The following is a 14,524-nucleotide window of genomic DNA, read 5'->3' on the forward strand; positions in this document are numbered from 1 at the left end:
CTAGCCCTACCCGCTTCACCAAGGCCGTTGCAAGTGGCTTTTGTTGGCATATGTCCAATTGTGTGCGGTTGTTCGGCTGTCGGAGTGCGTACGGAAGGCGTAGTGTTCGAGGGCACCGGCGGAGCCCCGGCAGCACATGCGCACGAATATCGACAGGGCATCGGCGGGGCATCAGTCAGCAGCCACGACCTCGGGAGACAGACGGCATGGACCGCGGGACGGTCGGCAGCGCACAGTCGGGCCGGCTTCTGGTGGAGGTGCGGGAAGCGGGCTCCAGCGCAGTGGTGGCACCGGCGGGTGAGCTGGATCACCACACCGCCGATCTGCTGCGCGAGCCCCTCGACGACCTCCTCGACAAAGGGTTCTCCCGACTCGTCGTGGACTGCTCACGGCTGGAGTTCTGCGACTCCACGGGCCTCAACGTGCTGCTCGGCACCCGACTGAAAGCGGAGGCCGCCGGGGGTGGGGTGCATCTGGCGGCCATGCAGCCGGTGGTGGCCAGGGTGTTCGAGATCACCGGGGCGGAGGCGGTCTTCACCGTCCACGACTCCGTCGAGGCGGCCCTGGTCGACGAGACCGGCTGAGACCTGCCGTGGAGCTTCCCGGACACCCCGAATCGGGGGGTGTTTCGACGGGTGCGCCGGGCAGGAGACATCCTGGACCGGTGGGCCTCCGAAGGTGTCGCGGAACCGATGGACGACCTGCGGACGACGTAGGTGCCGACGAGTGCCGACCACTACTGATTGCTGAACGTGAACTGCTCGATCGTGAACTGGTGAATCGGTGAGGTGAAGCGCTGATGAGCACCACCCGGCCTTACCCGCCGGGCGACCGCGACCCGGAGCCGAGCGGCGCTTCCGGGGCGTCCGAGGGGGGAGCGCCGGATGACGGCGCGTCCACGGGGGCAGCGGCCGTACCGCCGGAGGGTCCACAGGCCCGCAGACTCCGTCTGGACGGCGAGAGTGGCGTCGTTCCGCTCGCCCGTGACTTCGCCCGCCAGGCGCTGTACGCGTGGGGCTGGCTGCCCGCTGCCTCAGCCGACCAGCGGGCCGCCGCCGAGGACGTGCTGCTCGTCGTCTCCGAGCTGGTCACCAACGCGTGTCTGCACGCCGAGGGCCCCGAGGAACTGCTCCTCGCCCTCGACAACAAGGTGATCCGCATCGAGGTCTCCGACCGCGGCACCGGCCAGCCGGCACCCCGCACCCCGCACCGCGCGGGGCGTCCCGGTGGGCACGGCATGTTCATCGTGCAGCGGCTGTGTCTGGACTGGGGTGTGGTGCGGACTCCAGGCGTGGCCGGCAAACGAGTCTGGGCCGAACTGGGCGCACCGGCTTGAGCCGTGCGTCCCGGGTGGTTACGCCGGGGGCGTCGGTTTGGGGGAGTGCCTTCGCGGCGGTTCGCTACCGAGGTCTCCGACCGCCCGGGGCGCCTTGGTGGGCATGGCTGTTCATCGTGCGGTGGCCGCGTCTGCGGGTTCCGGGTGCGGCCGGCAAACGAGTCCGGGCCGAACTGGGCGCACCGGCCTGAGCCATGGGTCCCGGGCGGTCATGTCGGCGGCATCGGTCTGACGCGTACGTCCCTGGCGGTCCCGCCGAACGCGTCGGCCTGACGCGTACGTCCCCGGCGGTCAGGTCGGGCGCGTCGGTCTGGCCGCGCGCCTTCGCGGCGGCGCGCTGGGCCGAACTGGGTACGTCGCGCTGAGCCGTACCCCCGGTTGTCACGCCCGGCGCCTCGGCCTGCCTCGTGCGTCTCGGTGGTCATGCTGGGCGCATCGCCCTGAGTCGTGGGTCCCGGGCGGTCACGCCGTACGCGTCGGCCTGACGCGTACGTCCCCGGTGGTCATGCTGGGCGCGTCGGCCCGACCCCTACGTCCCCGGCGGGCGTGCCACGCGTGTCGCCCTGAGCTGTAGCTCACCCGTGGTCATGCCAGGCGCGTCCGTCTGGCCGTGTGCCTCCCGGGCACCTCCCTCCCCCCAACCCCCTCCCATGTGCGCCGGATCGTCACAACTCCGGCCTGTGCCGTGTCTTCCCTCCTCGCGGGCCCCGGCGTACCTTGACGGCCCATCTGATGTGCCGTCAGGAACGGGGTGGACCGTGTCGTACCCGAAACGAACCGCCGCGCTCGCGTCCGCCGCGGCGCTGGCCGGCTCGGTGGTGCTGCTGGCCGCGCCCGCGGCGCGGGCCGATGTCGTCGACGTCGACTACCAGTGCAAGACGCCGATCGGCGACAAGAGCGCGGTGTCGCCCATCGACATCAAGGGCGTCAAGAGCGGCAACAGCTACAAGATCACCATGTCCTGGCAGAAGGGCGTCTCGTCCAGCCCGGTCGAGCTGGGCAAGGGCGCCATGAACCCGAGCGCCACCATCGAGCTGGGCGGCGCCGACAGCGGCACGATGACGGTGTCGGGCCCCGCCAACCAGGCCGCGATCCCCGCGAACACGCCCATCAAGATCAGTGACCTGAGCAGCACCTACACGCCGAAGAAGTCGGGCAAGGTCACCTTCACGGCGGGCATCCTCACCATCAAGGCGCTCGGCACCACGACGACCTGCACGCCGTCCAACGATCCCAAGCCCTCGCTGACCCTCGACGTCACGGCGGCCGGCGGCTCCTCCGGCTCGTCGGACTCCTCGGGTTCGTCCGGGGGCTCCGCCGCGTCCTCCCGGAGCGGCGGCGACTCCGCCGGGCAGCTCCCGCAGACCGGCCCCGAGGACTCCGCGATCGCCCTCGGCACGCTCGGCGGCACGGTCCTGCTCGCCGGTCTGGCCGGCGTCCTGTGGGTGACACGGCGTCACCAGCCCGTGCGCCGCTGAACCCCCGGGCCCGACCGCTGGAGCCGCCGATGCCGTCCGCCGCCCGTGCCCTGTGTCTGTCCCTGCTCACCCTGCTGCCCCTGCTCGGCGCCGCCCCGACGACAGCGGCGGCCGGCCGGCCCGGCCCTGTCACGGGGCCCGGGCAGTCCCCGCCGGCCGCCGGGCCCACGGGCTGGTCCCTGGCGCCCGCCGGCGGCGGCCGGCCGTCGTTCTACGCCGAGGGCACGCCCGGGACGGTCCTGCGGGACACCGTCTCCGTGACCAACCGGAGCGCCGAACCGGTCACGCTGCGGCTGCGCGGCACCGGCCTGCGCGTCACCTTCGCCGGGACCGGCGTCCGGGTTCCCGCCCGCACCCGCGCCGACGTCCCGTTCACGGTGGCCGTGCCCACGGCGGCCGGAACCGGCGACCGCTCCGGAACGATCGTTGCCCAGGACGGCCACGGCGGGACCCGAACCGTGCGGATCCGGCTGCGCGTCGGCGGCCCCGCGCTGTCCGCGCTGACAGTCGAGAAGCCGGCCGTGCACGCGGACCGCATCACGTACGAGCTGGTCAACCGCGGTACGACCGTCCTCGTACCGCGGCTCGCGGTGCGCGCCGACGGCGTCTTCGGCCGGGTCCTGGACCGGGCCCCGCGCACCCTGCCCGTCCGGCTGGCCCCCGGCCGACGGCTGCGGCTGAGCGAGCCGTGGCCCGACCGGCCCGCCCTGGACGCGGTCGACGTGCGGCTGACGGTGACCGCGCCGGGTGGGGCGCGTGCCACGGCGGACACGTCGGTGCGGTTCGTGCCCTGGGGCGCGATCGGCGCCGGGGCCGCGGTGGTGGCCGGCGCGGCGGCGGCGCTCGCCGTACGCCGTCGCGGGCGCGGCCGCCGCACGGCCGGTGCCGAGGACGAAGTCCCCCGTACGGAGATTGAGTTGACGGGAGCGGTGATGTGAGCGGCAAGCTGCGGATCCCGGTGCTGACGGCGGTGCTCGCCTTGCTTCTGCTGCCGCTCGCGGCCCCGGCGCAGGCGGTGCAGCGGCCCGCCGTCGACCTGTCCGCGTCCCAGGCGGGCACCGGAGGGACGATCACCGTCAGCGGCAGCGGCTGGCGGCCGCACACGCTGCTGATGCTGCTGATCTGCGGGCGGGCCACGCCCGCGCGGGGCGTGCTCGGCGGCACCAACTCCTGCGCCAACGGTGACGGCCGGGCCGTCACGACCGACGCCGAGGGCGGCTTCAGCAGGAAACTGCCGGTCGTCGAGCCGCCGGTGCCGTGCCCGTGCGTGGTGCACGTGGCCACCGTGACCGGCGCCCAGGCCGTCGCGGACGCCGAGTTCCAGGTCGCCGGGCACGCCGTCGAGCCGCTGCCCGCCGAGTCAGCCGCCGGGCGTCTCGCCGTGCTCTCCGACACCCGGCTCGACGGGTCCAGCGGGGTGCTCACCTGGTTCGGCGCGCCTCCCGCCCGGACGCTGGTCTTCACCGTGGGCAACCTCGGGTCGACGGCCGTCCGGAACCCCGTGTTCCAAGTCGGCACCGCGCACGGCGTGTTCGCCCCGCAGTGGGACGAGCAGCAGTGGCGCGGCACCCTCGCGCCCGGCAAGAAGGCGCAGATCAAGCTGCCCGTGGAACTCGCGGCCGGGGCGCACGGCGACTACACCGTCTCGCTGCGGTACGGCGGCAAGGTCCTCGCCGAGCAGCCCTGGGGCGTGGGCCGGCCCTGGGGCGTGACGCTGTTCTGGATCCTGCTCTGCCTGGTCGTACCGGCCGCCGTGTTCCGGGTCGGCCTGGCCGTGGTGGACCGGGTACGGCCGCGCCGGGCGGGCGGCGTACGCCACCGCGGGCTGCCCCGGCCGGCGTTCCGGCTGCCGTGGCCGGCGCTCCGGGCGCCCGGGCCCCCGGCGCGGGCCGCCGAGCCCGCCACGACCTCGACCCTGCCGTGGTTCACCCCGGACCGTGGTCCGGGCACGGCCGGTCGGCTCTCCGCACCGCACGACGACAGCCCGACGAGTCCTACGACTCCCACCACGAAGGGACCCACGTGAGCATGCGAAGGAGAGTCATACCGGTCGGCGGACGCGGCGCGGGCGCGGCGGCGGCCGCGCTGGTACTCGGCGGGGCGGGTGTCCTGCTGGGGGTGGCCGCGGCGCCCGCGCTGGCCGCCGAGGTGTCGTTCGCCACCCACTGCGTACCGCCCGCGGGCATCGACCCGGTGGACGGCACGACGAAGGTCGAGATCACCGCGCCGGCCACCGCGAAGGTCGGCGACACGGTCGACATCGTGTGGAAGTTCGCGCAGGCCGCCTCGAAGAACCCCGACATCATCGACCTGCCCGCGAACTCGGTGCAGCCGTCCGGCACGCTCAAGGCGGCCGGTGCGCAGACCGCCGACGTCGCGATGCAGGGGCCGCGCGAGAACCCGGCGATCCCCAAGGGCGGCGCCATGGTGCTGTCCGACATGAAGGGCACGCTGAAGCTGACGGCGCCCGGCGCGGTGACGCTGACGCCTGATGCGTACACCGTCAACGCGATGTCGACGAACACCGTGTGCACGCCGACGGAGACCGTGCAGAAGGCGGCGACGATCGAGGTGACGGCGGGCGACGGGAGTTCGCCGAGCACGTCGCCCACGCCGTCGGACTCGGCCTCCCCGCCGGCCACCCCCACGCCCACGCCGTCCGCCTCGGCGAGCGGGAGCGACGGCACCGGCGGCGGTCAGACCGACTTCACCGGCAAGGAGGTCCAGATCCCGTACGCCTGCAAGACGCCGATCGGCGACAAGAGCGCGACCTCGCCGGTGCAGATAAATGCCAGGAAGAACGGCGCCAGTTTCGACCTCACCGTGCAGTTCAAGAAGTCGGTGATGGACAGCCCCGCCGACATCCCGAAGGACTCCGTCAAGCCGTCGATGGAGGTGGTCCTGGGCGGCGCCGACAAGGGCACCGTGCACGTGGAGGGACCGATGAACTCCGCCGCCATCAAGTCCGGCGACCCGATCGAGATCCCCGACCTGACCGGCACCTACAAGCCGGGCGCGAGCGGTACGTCCACGCTGTCGCCCGGCGTGCTGACGGTCGAGGCCCTGGGCACCACGACGACCTGCACCCCGACCGAGTCGGCGGTCTCGCTCACCCTCGACACCACGGCACAGCCGGGTGGCGCCGCCGGCGGCTCCTCGTCCTCGGGCGGCTCGTCGACCGGCGGCAGTGGCAGCGGCAGCGGCACCGACGGCGGCCTGGCCGCGACGGGCTCCGAGGACCACGGCGCCGTCAAGGCCCTCGGCCTGGTGGCGGGCACGGCGATCCTGCTGGGCGCAGCGATCTTCACCTTCCTGCCCCGCCGCAGGACCCGATGAGCACACCGGCCACGGAAGCCACCGAGTGCCCTCGGCCTCTGCCCGGCCGAGGGCACCTTCTCCGGACCCGGGTGCATACGGGGAGGGCCGCCGCGTTCTGTGCCGCGGTGGCCCTCCGGTCAGCAGGCCCGTGGCGTGGCGGCGGTCAGTTGACGTCGCCCATCAGCTGCTTCACCTTGTTGCGGTAGATCCACACCGCCGCACCGGCGACGACGGCGAGGGTCGCCTCCAGGGCCACGATGCCCATCTTGTCCAGGTTGACGCCTGCCACACCGAGCAGACCGGTCGTGGCGTCGCCGGCGGTGACGGCCAGGAACCAGACACCCATCATCTGGGACGCGTACTTGGCGGGCGCCATCTTCGTGGTGACCGACAGGCCGACCGGGGAGAGCAGCAGCTCGCCGACAGTCTGCACGAAGTAGATCGCCACCAGCCACAGCGCGGCCGCCTTGTGACCGCCCTCGGCGATCGACAGCGGGGCCAGGAAGAGGAAGAAGGACGCGCCGACCAGGATGAGGCCCAGGGCGAACTTCGTCGCCGTGCCGGGCTCCTTGCCGCGCCGGGCCAGCGCGAGCCACAGGGCGGCGAAGACCGGCGCGAACGCCATGATCATGACCGGGTTGACCGACTGGTACCAGGAGACCGGGAAGTGCCAGCCGAAGATGCTGTTCTCGGCCCGGCCGTCGGCGAAGATCGACAGCGTCGAACCGCCCTGGTCGTAGATCATCCAGAACACGGCCGCGGCGACGAAGAACCAGATGTACGCCGACATCCGGGACTGCTCCGTGGGGTCCAGCTCCTTGTCGCGCTTGATCCGCGCCAGCACCACGACCGGGATGACCAGGCCGGCGACGATGATCGGGACCATCACCCAGTTCAGGGTGTAGGCGCCGGAGAAGCCGACGACGGCGTAGAAGACGACGGCGACCGCCGCCCACAGGGCCGCCTTGCGCAGCGTGGCGGCCTTCTCCCGGTCGGACAGCGGCGTCGGCACCACGTTCGAGCGCGGGCTCAGGTGCCGGGTGCCGAGCAGGAACTGGGCCAGGCCCAGCGCCATGCCGAGCGCGGCGAGCGCGAAGCCCAGGTGCCAGTTGACCTTCTGCCCGATGGTGCCGATGACCAGCGGCGCGGCGAAGGCACCCAGGTTGATGCCGACGTAGAAGATCGTGAAGCCGCCGTCGCGGCGCGGGTCGTCCGGGCCGTCGTACAGGTGGCCGACCATCGTCGAGATGTTGGCCTTCAGCAGACCGGAACCGATCGCTACCAGGCCGAGACCGGCGTAGAAGGTGCCGGCGCTCGGCAGTGCCAGGGTGAGGTGGCCGAGCATGATGACCGTGCCGGCGACGGCGACCGTCCTGCGGGGGCCGAGGACCCGGTCCGCGAACCAGCCGCCGGGCAGGGCGAGCAGGTACACGAGGGACAGGTACACCGAGTAGATCGCGGTCGCCGTGGCCGCGTCGAGGTGCAGCCCTGCCGGGGCCACGAGGTAGAGCGGGAGCAGGGCCCTCATGCCGTAGTAGGAGAAGCGCTCCCACATCTCGGTCATGAAAAGGGTGGCCAGTCCGCGGGGGTGGCCGAAGAAGGTCTTCCCAGAGCCGGGGGTGCCCGGTTGGACCGAGTCCTTCGTCAGGCTGGACGCCATGGTCGTTCCTTGCTGGTCGGGACGCGCGTGGAGCGTTGCGCGCCCGGTGGGGGCGGCCGGGACCGGCGGATGGGCCGTCCACCCCCACGCCCACGGGGTGTCCGCCCCGGATCGCGGGACGCGGACGGTGACCACCGGGTTCCACGCCCGGCACGCGACGATGCGTCCGGAGTCCGGCCAGAGGTCATTCCTTCGAGGCCGGCGCAGGCCGACCCGCACACAAAAGAGACCTCCGGCGTCGAATACGCGCCAAAGGTCCCCGGTGTACACAGGCGTTCTCACGTCACCATACGGCAGGACAGTGCCGGATATGGAAGGACTTGAGATATGGATCACAGGCGTCGGCGGAACCGGGCGCCCGGTTTTGAAGGTCTCTCCACCATCGCACCTTTCGGCCATGGGTTCGTCCCCCTGTGACCCAAGGTAAGAATCCCCGGCGCCGATCACACCCCGGCACGAGGTGCGGGCGGACTACCATCACCCCATGACCCGTGTACTGCTCGCCGAGGACGACGCGTCCATCTCGGAGCCGCTGGCCCGCGCCCTGCGCCGGGAAGGTTACGAGGTCGAGGTCCGCGAGGACGGCCCCACCGCGCTCGACGCCGGAATGCAGGGCGGTGTCGACCTGGTCGTGCTGGACCTCGGCCTGCCCGGAATGGACGGCCTGGAGGTCGCCCGCCGGCTGCGTGCCGAGGGCCACACCGTGCCCATCCTCATCCTGACCGCGCGCGCCGACGAGGTGGACACCGTCGTCGGCCTGGACGCGGGCGCCGACGACTACGTCACCAAGCCCTTCCGGCTCGCCGAACTCCTCGCCCGGGTCCGGGCCCTGCTGCGGCGCGGCGCCGCCGAGCCGCAGCAGCCGCCGGCCACGCACGGCGTGCGGATCGACGTCGAGTCGCACCGCGCGTGGATGGGCGACGAGGAACTCCAGCTCACCGCCAAGGAGTTCGACCTGCTGCGGGTCCTGGTGCGGGACGCCGGCCGGGTTGTCACCCGCGACCAGCTGATGCGCGAGGTCTGGGACACGACGTGGTGGTCGTCGACCAAGACGCTCGACATGCACATCTCCTGGCTGCGCAAGAAGCTCGGCGACGACGCGGCGAACCCCCGGTACATCGCGACCGTGCGCGGGGTCGGCTTCCGCTTCGAGAAGAGCTGACCCCTTCAGGGGAGTTACCGGGTAAGAAGACATGCGCCGCCGACTGATCCAGTCCACGCTCGCCGTGGTGCTCGTGGTGATCGCCGTCTTCGGCGTGTCCCTCGTCATCGTCGAGACCCGGACGATCAGCAACAGCGCCCAGGAGCGGGTGGACTCCGAGGCGCTGCGGCTGGCCAGCATCGTGGACAGCCGGATCCTCGGCGCGGAGGACGTCTCCGCCGGCATACTGCGCAACCAGGTCGGCAAGGACCAGTACGCGATCATCCGGATGCCCGACCGGCCGCCGATCACGGTCGGTGTCAAGCCGCAGGGCGACGTCATCCAGTCCAGCGCCGACGGCGAGGAGGGCGAGCGGGTCACCGTCCAGGTACCGCGCTCCTCGGTGACCCGGGAGGTGGGCCGGACGCTGCTGATCATCGGGGCGGTGGCGCTGCTCGCGGTGATCGCCGCGGTGCTGCTCGCGGTGCGCCAGGCGAACCGTCTCGCCTCCCCGCTGACCGACCTCGCGGAGACCGCGGAACGGCTCGGCTCCGGCGACCCGCGCCCCCGGCACAAGCGGTACGGGGTGCCCGAGCTGGACCGGGTCGCGGATGTGCTGGACTCCTCCGCCGAACGCATCGCCCGGATGCTCACCGCCGAGCGGCGGCTGGCCGCCGACGCCTCCCACCAGCTGCGTACGCCGCTGACCGCGCTGTCGATGCGGCTGGAGGAGATCACCCTCACCGACGATCCGGACACGGTGAAGGACGAGGCGAACGTGGCGCTCGCGCAGGTCGAGCGGCTGACGGACGTGGTGGAGCGGCTGCTGACGAACGCCCGCGACCCGCGCACCGGCTCCGCGGTCACCTTCGATCTGGACGAGGTCATCCAGCAGCAGCTCGCCGAGTGGCGTCCCGCCTATCGCAGCGCGGGCCGGGCCATCGTCAGCTCGGGCAAGCGGCATCTGCGGGCGGTGGGCACGCCGGGCGCGGTGGCCCAGGTACTGGCGGCGCTGATCGAGAACTCGCTGATGCACGGCGGCGGCACGGTTGCGTTGCGCACGCGCGTCACCGGCAATCAGGCGGTGGTCGAGGTCACCGACGAGGGGCCCGGGGTGCCGGCCGACCTCGGCGCCCGGATCTTCGAGCGGGCGATCAGCGGGCGGAACTCGACGGGGATCGGTCTGGCCGTGGCGCGTGACCTCGCGGAGGCGGACGGTGGACGGCTGGAACTGCTCCAGGCCCAGCCGCCGGTGTTCGGCTTGTTCTTGTCCCGCACGCCGCCTTTGAAGAAGGGGGAGGGGTCGTCTTCGACCGTCCGGTGACGCTCCGCTGTGGGGGCCGTGGTGGGTTGTGTTTTGTCTGCGGCGGCTTCGTGGCTGGGCGCGCAGTTCCCCGCGCCCCTTTGGGGCGATCGGCTGAGGGTGCCGTCTTGGGGCGGTCTGCTGTGGGGGTTGTGGGCGGGGTGCCGTTCGTCTGCGGCGGCGTTGTGGTTGATCGCGCAGTTCCCCGCGCCCCCTTGGGGCGCTCAGCTGGGGGTGCCGTTTTTGTCTGCGGTGGCGTTGTGGCTGGGCGCGCAGTTCCCCGCGCCCCTTTGGGGCGCTTCAGCTGGGGCGGTTATGAGATGTGTTGGTGTTGGCGGGGGGAGTCTGGTGTCAGGTAGGGGTCCGCTCCTGTGAGGGTGGCTCGGAAGACCCAGGTGCGGTACGACCAGAAGCGGAACAGGGTCGCGACGGCGATGCCGAAGAACTTGAAGACGTTGCTCTGCAGCGGGCTGTCCCAGCCGAACCCGTACGTCGCCGCGTACAGGACGCCGTTCTCGATCACCAGGCCGACCACGCTGAACAGCAGGAACAGCGTCAGTTCCCGGGTACGGCCACTCTTGTCACGGTCCCGGTACGTGAAGTAGCGGAAGCCGATGTAGTTGAAGATGATCGCGACGACGGTGGCGATGATGCTGGCCCGGACGACCGGCAGTTCGGTGACATGCCGTACCAGGTTGAACACGCCCAGATTGACGAGAAGCCCCGCGCCGCCCACGGCGCCGAACTTGGCGGCCTCGTGCACAAGCCTTCGCAGCCCCGAGGAACCGGGTTCCATGGTCGTGCAGGCTCCTGTCCGTAGGTTCCGTCGATCCAGCCATGCTATCCAGCGGTCACCGCTCCTGCCTCCGCATCCGGCCACGGGTCGGCAAGAGAGGGGGAAAATACGGGTGAGAAGGCGGCGAAGAGGAGCGGAATCCGGCCGTCGTGGCGCGGCCGATACCCTAGGGGCGTGACGTTCCCGGTAGTCGGCATGATCGGCGGGGGCCAGCTCGCTCGTATGACACACGAGGCAGGCATCCCGCTGGGCATCAGGTTCAAGCTCCTCAGTGACACCCCACAGGATTCCGCGGCACAGGTCGTCGGTGACGTCGTCATCGGCGACTACCGCGACCTGGACACGCTGCGCTCGTTCGCGCGGGGCTGTGACGTGATCACCTTTGATCACGAGCACGTCCCCACCGAGCATCTGCGGGCCCTGGAGGCGGACGGCATCCCCGTCCGCCCCGGCCCCGACGCGCTGGTGCACGCCCAGGACAAGGGTGTGATGCGGGCGAAGCTCGACGCCATCGGCGTCCCGAGCCCACGCCACCGGATCGTGGCCGACCAGGAGGACGTGGTCCGCTTCGCGGCCGAGGGCGACGGCTTCCCGGTCGTCCTGAAGACCGTGCGCGGCGGCTACGACGGCAAGGGCGTATGGGTCGTGGAGACCGCCGAGGAGGCCACCGACCCGTTCCGCGCCGGCGTCCCCGTGCTCGCCGAGGAGAAGGTCGACTACGTCCGCGAGCTGGCCGCCAACGTCGTACGCTCCCCGCACGGCCAGGCCGTCGCCTACCCGGTGGTGGAGTCCCGGCAGGTCGGCGGGGTCTGCGACACGGTGATCGCCCCGGCCCCCGGCCTGGACGAGTCGCTCGCGCTGCGGGCCGAGGAGCTGGCGCTGCGCATAGCCAAGGAACTCGGCGTCGTCGGCCACCTCGCCGTCGAGCTGTTCCAGACCCGCGACGGCCGCATCCTCGTCAACGAACTGGCGATGCGCCCGCACAACTCCGGCCACTGGAGCCAGGACGGCGCGATCACGTCGCAGTTCGCCAACCACGTCCGCGCGGTCCTCGACCTCCCGCTGGGCGACCCGCGCCCGCGCGCGAAGTGGACCGTCATGGTCAACGTGCTCGGCGGCGACTACCCCGACATGTACTCGGCGTATCTGCACTGCATGGCCCGCGACCCCCAGCTCAAGATCCACATGTATGGCAAGGACGTGAAGCCCGGCCGCAAGGTGGGTCACGTCAACACCTACGGCGACGACCTGGACGACGTGCTGGAGCGCGCCCGTCACGCAGCCGGCTACTTGAGAGGCACCATCACCGAATGAGCCCTGTTGTTGGCATCGTCATGGGGTCGGACTCCGACTGGCCCGTCATGGAGGCCGCCGCCAAGGCCCTCGACGAGTTCGAGATCGACTACGAGGTCGACGTCGTCTCCGCGCACCGCATGCCGCGCGAGATGATCGCGTACGGCGAGCGGGCGGCGGAGCGCGGGCTGAAGGTGATCATCGCGGGCGCGGGCGGCGCCGCCCACCTGCCCGGCATGCTCGCCTCGGTCACCCCGCTGCCGGTCGTCGGCGTCCCGGTCCCGCTGAAGCACCTCGACGGCATGGACAGCCTGCTGTCGATCGTGCAGATGCCGGCCGGTGTCCCGGTGGCGACCGTCTCCGTCGGCGGTGCCCGCAACGCCGGGCTGCTCGCGGCCCGTATCCTCGCCGTGCACGACGACGAACTCCGCGCCCGCATGCGGGACTTCCAGCAGGAGCTGAACGACCAGGCGACCGAGAAGGGCAAACGGCTGCGCGCCAAGGTCGAAGGGTCGAACGGCTTCGGCTTCGGGAAGTGACAGGTATGACCTCACTGGACGAAGCCAGGGCGCTGCTGCGCGAGTTCCCCGTCGTCGACGGCCACAACGACCTGCCGTGGGCGCTGCGCGAGCAGGTCCGTTACGACCTCGCCGCCCGTGACATCGCCGGCCGGCAGAACGCCCATCTGCACACCGACCTCCCGCGGCTGCGCGAGGGCGGGGTCGGCGCGCAGTACTGGTCGGTGTACGTCCGCTCGGACCTGCCCGACGCGGTCCCGGCCACCCTCGAACAGATCGACTGCGTACGGCAGTTGCTGGCCCGCTATCCGAAGGACCTGGCGCCCGCGCTGACCGCCGCCGACATGGAGGCGGCCCGCGCGGACGGCCGGATCGCCTCGCTCATGGGTGCGGAGGGCGGCCACTCCATCGCCTGCTCGCTGGGCACCCTGCGCGGCCTGTACGGGCTGGGCGTGCGCTACCTGACGCTCACCCACAACGACAATGTGCCGTGGGCGGACTCGGCGACCGACGAGCCGAACGTCGGCGGCCTGTCGGCCTTCGGCCGTGAGGTCGTACGGGAGATGAACCGCCTTGGCATGCTCGTCGACCTGTCCCATGTGGCGGCGACGACGATGCGGGCCGCGCTGGACGCGACGTCCGCGCCGGTGATCTTCTCGCACTCCTCGTCCCGTGCCGTGTGCGACCACCCGCGCAACATCCCGGACGACGTCCTCGAACGGCTGGCCGCGAACGGTGGCATGGCGATGGTGACGTTCGTCCCGAAGTTCGTGCTCCAGGCCGCCGTGGACTGGACGGCCGCGGCCGACGAGAACATGCGCACGCGGGGTTTCCACCACCTCGACACGACGGAGGAGGCGATGAAGGTCCACCGGACCTTCGAGGAGGCGCACCCGCGTCCCGTCGCCACGGTGGCCACCGTCGCCGACCACCTGGACCATATGCGCGAGGTCGCGGGCATCGACCATCTCGGCATCGGCGGCGACTACGACGGCACGGCCTTCACCCCGGACGGCCTGAACGACGTCTCCGGCTACCCGAACCTGATCGCCGAACTGCTCGACCGCGGCTGGTCCACGGCCGACCTGGCCAAGCTGACCTGGCAGAACGCGGTCCGGGTGCTGGGCGCGGCGGAGGACGTGGCCCGTTCGCTCCAGGCGACGCGCGCCCCGTCCAACGCCACGATCGAGTCACTGGACGGCTGACCGTCCAGGGCGGGGCGGTCGTCGTGGCCGTCCGCCCCGCCCACGTACATGAAGCACCGGTCAGGACGCCGGGCCGGCCGCGGTCAGCAGGCGCACAGGCAGAACGGGTGGCCCGACGGGTCCGCGTACACGCGCCAGGTGCGGGAGCGGTCCGCCGTGTCCAGTGGGGTCGCGCCCAGGGCCAGCACACGCTTCTCCGCCGCGTCCAGGTCCGCCACTTCAAGGTCCAGGTGGAACTGCTGGGGGTGGTCGGGCGCCGGCCACTTCGGCGGCACATGTCCGGGCGCCGCCTGGAAGGCCAGCGTCTGGCCGCCGGGCACCTTCAGGTCCACCCAGTCGCTGCCTCCGGGGTCCGTCTCGACGGTGCCGCCCACCACCTCGGCGTAGAAGCCGGCGAGCGCGCGGGGATCCGGACAGTCCAGGACGACGGCGCCCAGCTTGGCGTAGGCCATGACTTCCTCCTCGATCGCTGGTTA

Annotated in this window: 14 protein-coding genes; 11 read left to right on the forward strand and 3 right to left on the reverse strand. The window is 71.7% G+C overall.

Going from position 1 to position 14,524, the window contains the following annotated elements; translation table 11 throughout:
* The first annotated feature begins 206 nt into the window (after positions 1-206).
* From CTZ28_RS18350 to CTZ28_RS18375, 6 genes are all read left to right on the forward strand, one after another.
* Positions 207-584, forward strand: a complete 378-nt coding sequence (locus CTZ28_RS18350) for an STAS domain-containing protein (protein ID WP_121890505.1) — start codon at positions 207-209, stop codon at positions 582-584.
* 215 nt (positions 585-799) lie between these two features.
* Complete coding sequence (locus CTZ28_RS18355; RefSeq protein WP_121890507.1) at positions 800-1,336, forward strand: ATP-binding protein; 537 nt, start codon at positions 800-802, stop codon at positions 1,334-1,336.
* A 758-nt stretch (positions 1,337-2,094) separates the two neighbouring features.
* Entirely contained in the window at positions 2,095-2,814 is a 720-nt protein-coding gene (locus CTZ28_RS18360; protein WP_183154454.1) for an LPXTG cell wall anchor domain-containing protein, read from the forward strand.
* A 29-nt stretch (positions 2,815-2,843) separates the two neighbouring features.
* Positions 2,844-3,752 carry a COG1470 family protein gene (locus CTZ28_RS18365; protein WP_121890511.1) on the forward strand — a complete coding sequence of 303 codons (909 nt, stop codon included), beginning with the start codon at positions 2,844-2,846 and terminating at the stop codon, positions 3,750-3,752.
* On the forward strand, positions 3,749-4,840 hold the full coding sequence (locus CTZ28_RS18370; RefSeq protein WP_121890513.1) for a hypothetical protein: 1,092 nt from the start codon (positions 3,749-3,751) through the stop codon (positions 4,838-4,840). Before CTZ28_RS18365 ends, CTZ28_RS18370 begins: the two co-directional genes overlap by 4 nt.
* Positions 4,841-4,842: 2 nt before the next feature.
* Entirely contained in the window at positions 4,843-6,150 is a 1,308-nt protein-coding gene (locus CTZ28_RS18375) for a hypothetical protein (RefSeq protein ID WP_121890515.1), read from the forward strand.
* A 145-nt stretch (positions 6,151-6,295) separates the two neighbouring features.
* Here CTZ28_RS18375 and CTZ28_RS18380 read toward each other — a convergent pair whose 3' ends face one another.
* Positions 6,296-7,792, reverse strand: coding sequence for an oligopeptide:H+ symporter (locus CTZ28_RS18380; RefSeq protein ID WP_121890517.1), 1,497 nt, complete (start codon positions 7,790-7,792; stop codon positions 6,296-6,298).
* A 484-nt stretch (positions 7,793-8,276) separates the two neighbouring features.
* Here CTZ28_RS18380 and CTZ28_RS18385 point away from each other — a divergent pair, with 484 nt between their 5' ends.
* Together CTZ28_RS18385 and CTZ28_RS18390 are read left to right on the forward strand one after the other, a co-directional pair.
* Positions 8,277-8,954, forward strand: coding sequence for a response regulator transcription factor (locus tag CTZ28_RS18385; protein WP_018566970.1), 678 nt, complete (start codon positions 8,277-8,279; stop codon positions 8,952-8,954).
* Positions 8,955-8,985: 31 nt separating this feature from the next.
* Complete coding sequence (locus CTZ28_RS18390; protein ID WP_121890519.1) at positions 8,986-10,257, forward strand: ATP-binding protein; 1,272 nt, start codon at positions 8,986-8,988, stop codon at positions 10,255-10,257.
* A 292-nt stretch (positions 10,258-10,549) separates the two neighbouring features.
* Here the strand turns inward: CTZ28_RS18390 and CTZ28_RS18395 are convergent, their stop codons facing one another.
* Positions 10,550-11,032, reverse strand: coding sequence for a GtrA family protein (locus tag CTZ28_RS18395; protein WP_121890521.1), 483 nt, complete (start codon positions 11,030-11,032; stop codon positions 10,550-10,552).
* A 174-nt stretch (positions 11,033-11,206) separates the two neighbouring features.
* On the opposite strand from CTZ28_RS18395, the gene CTZ28_RS18400 reads away from it, so the two are divergent.
* The 3 genes from CTZ28_RS18400 to CTZ28_RS18410 are packed head-to-tail and all read left to right on the forward strand — an operon-like array spanning position 11,207 to position 14,048.
* Positions 11,207-12,346: a 5-(carboxyamino)imidazole ribonucleotide synthase gene (locus tag CTZ28_RS18400; RefSeq protein WP_121890522.1), complete on the forward strand. Its 1,140-nt coding sequence runs from the start codon at positions 11,207-11,209 to the stop codon at positions 12,344-12,346.
* 20 nt (positions 12,347-12,366) lie between these two features.
* Positions 12,367-12,864 (forward strand): 5-(carboxyamino)imidazole ribonucleotide mutase, encoded by a 498-nt coding sequence (gene purE, locus CTZ28_RS18405; RefSeq protein WP_121890524.1) that lies wholly within the window; start codon positions 12,367-12,369, stop codon positions 12,862-12,864.
* Positions 12,865-12,869: 5 nt separating this feature from the next.
* Positions 12,870-14,048: a dipeptidase gene (locus CTZ28_RS18410; RefSeq protein ID WP_121890526.1), complete on the forward strand. Its 1,179-nt coding sequence runs from the start codon at positions 12,870-12,872 to the stop codon at positions 14,046-14,048.
* 83 nt (positions 14,049-14,131) lie between these two features.
* On the opposite strand, the gene CTZ28_RS18415 is transcribed toward CTZ28_RS18410, so the two are convergent.
* Positions 14,132-14,500, reverse strand: coding sequence for a VOC family protein (locus tag CTZ28_RS18415; protein ID WP_121890528.1), 369 nt, complete (start codon positions 14,498-14,500; stop codon positions 14,132-14,134).
* Positions 14,501-14,524: the final 24 nt, after the last annotated feature.

This window comes from Streptomyces shenzhenensis (genome assembly GCF_003688995.1).
In the GTDB taxonomy this organism is placed as follows: domain Bacteria; phylum Actinomycetota; class Actinomycetes; order Streptomycetales; family Streptomycetaceae; genus Streptomyces; species Streptomyces shenzhenensis_A.

Bases quoted from the DNA above. Each gene is read 5' to 3' on its own strand.
- CTZ28_RS18415 (WP_121890528.1), bottom strand. From the start codon at position 14,500: ATGGCCTACGCCAAGCTGGGCGCCGTCGTCCTGGACTGTCCGGATCCC.
- purE (WP_121890524.1), top strand. From the start codon at position 12,367: ATGGGGTCGGACTCCGACTGGCCCGTCATGGAGGCCGCCGCCAAGGCC.
- CTZ28_RS18395 (WP_121890521.1), bottom strand. From the start codon at position 11,032: ATGGAACCCGGTTCCTCGGGGCTGCGAAGGCTTGTGCACGAGGCCGCC.
- CTZ28_RS18350 (WP_121890505.1), top strand. From the start codon at position 207: ATGGACCGCGGGACGGTCGGCAGCGCACAGTCGGGCCGGCTTCTGGTG.
- CTZ28_RS18375 (WP_121890515.1), top strand. From the start codon at position 4,843: ATGCGAAGGAGAGTCATACCGGTCGGCGGACGCGGCGCGGGCGCGGCG.
- CTZ28_RS18385 (WP_018566970.1), top strand. From the start codon at position 8,277: ATGACCCGTGTACTGCTCGCCGAGGACGACGCGTCCATCTCGGAGCCG.
- CTZ28_RS18410 (WP_121890526.1), top strand. From the start codon at position 12,870: ATGACCTCACTGGACGAAGCCAGGGCGCTGCTGCGCGAGTTCCCCGTC.
- CTZ28_RS18390 (WP_121890519.1), top strand. From the start codon at position 8,986: ATGCGCCGCCGACTGATCCAGTCCACGCTCGCCGTGGTGCTCGTGGTG.
- CTZ28_RS18355 (WP_121890507.1), top strand. From the start codon at position 800: ATGAGCACCACCCGGCCTTACCCGCCGGGCGACCGCGACCCGGAGCCG.
- CTZ28_RS18380 (WP_121890517.1), bottom strand. From the start codon at position 7,792: ATGGCGTCCAGCCTGACGAAGGACTCGGTCCAACCGGGCACCCCCGGC.
- CTZ28_RS18365 (WP_121890511.1), top strand. From the start codon at position 2,844: ATGCCGTCCGCCGCCCGTGCCCTGTGTCTGTCCCTGCTCACCCTGCTG.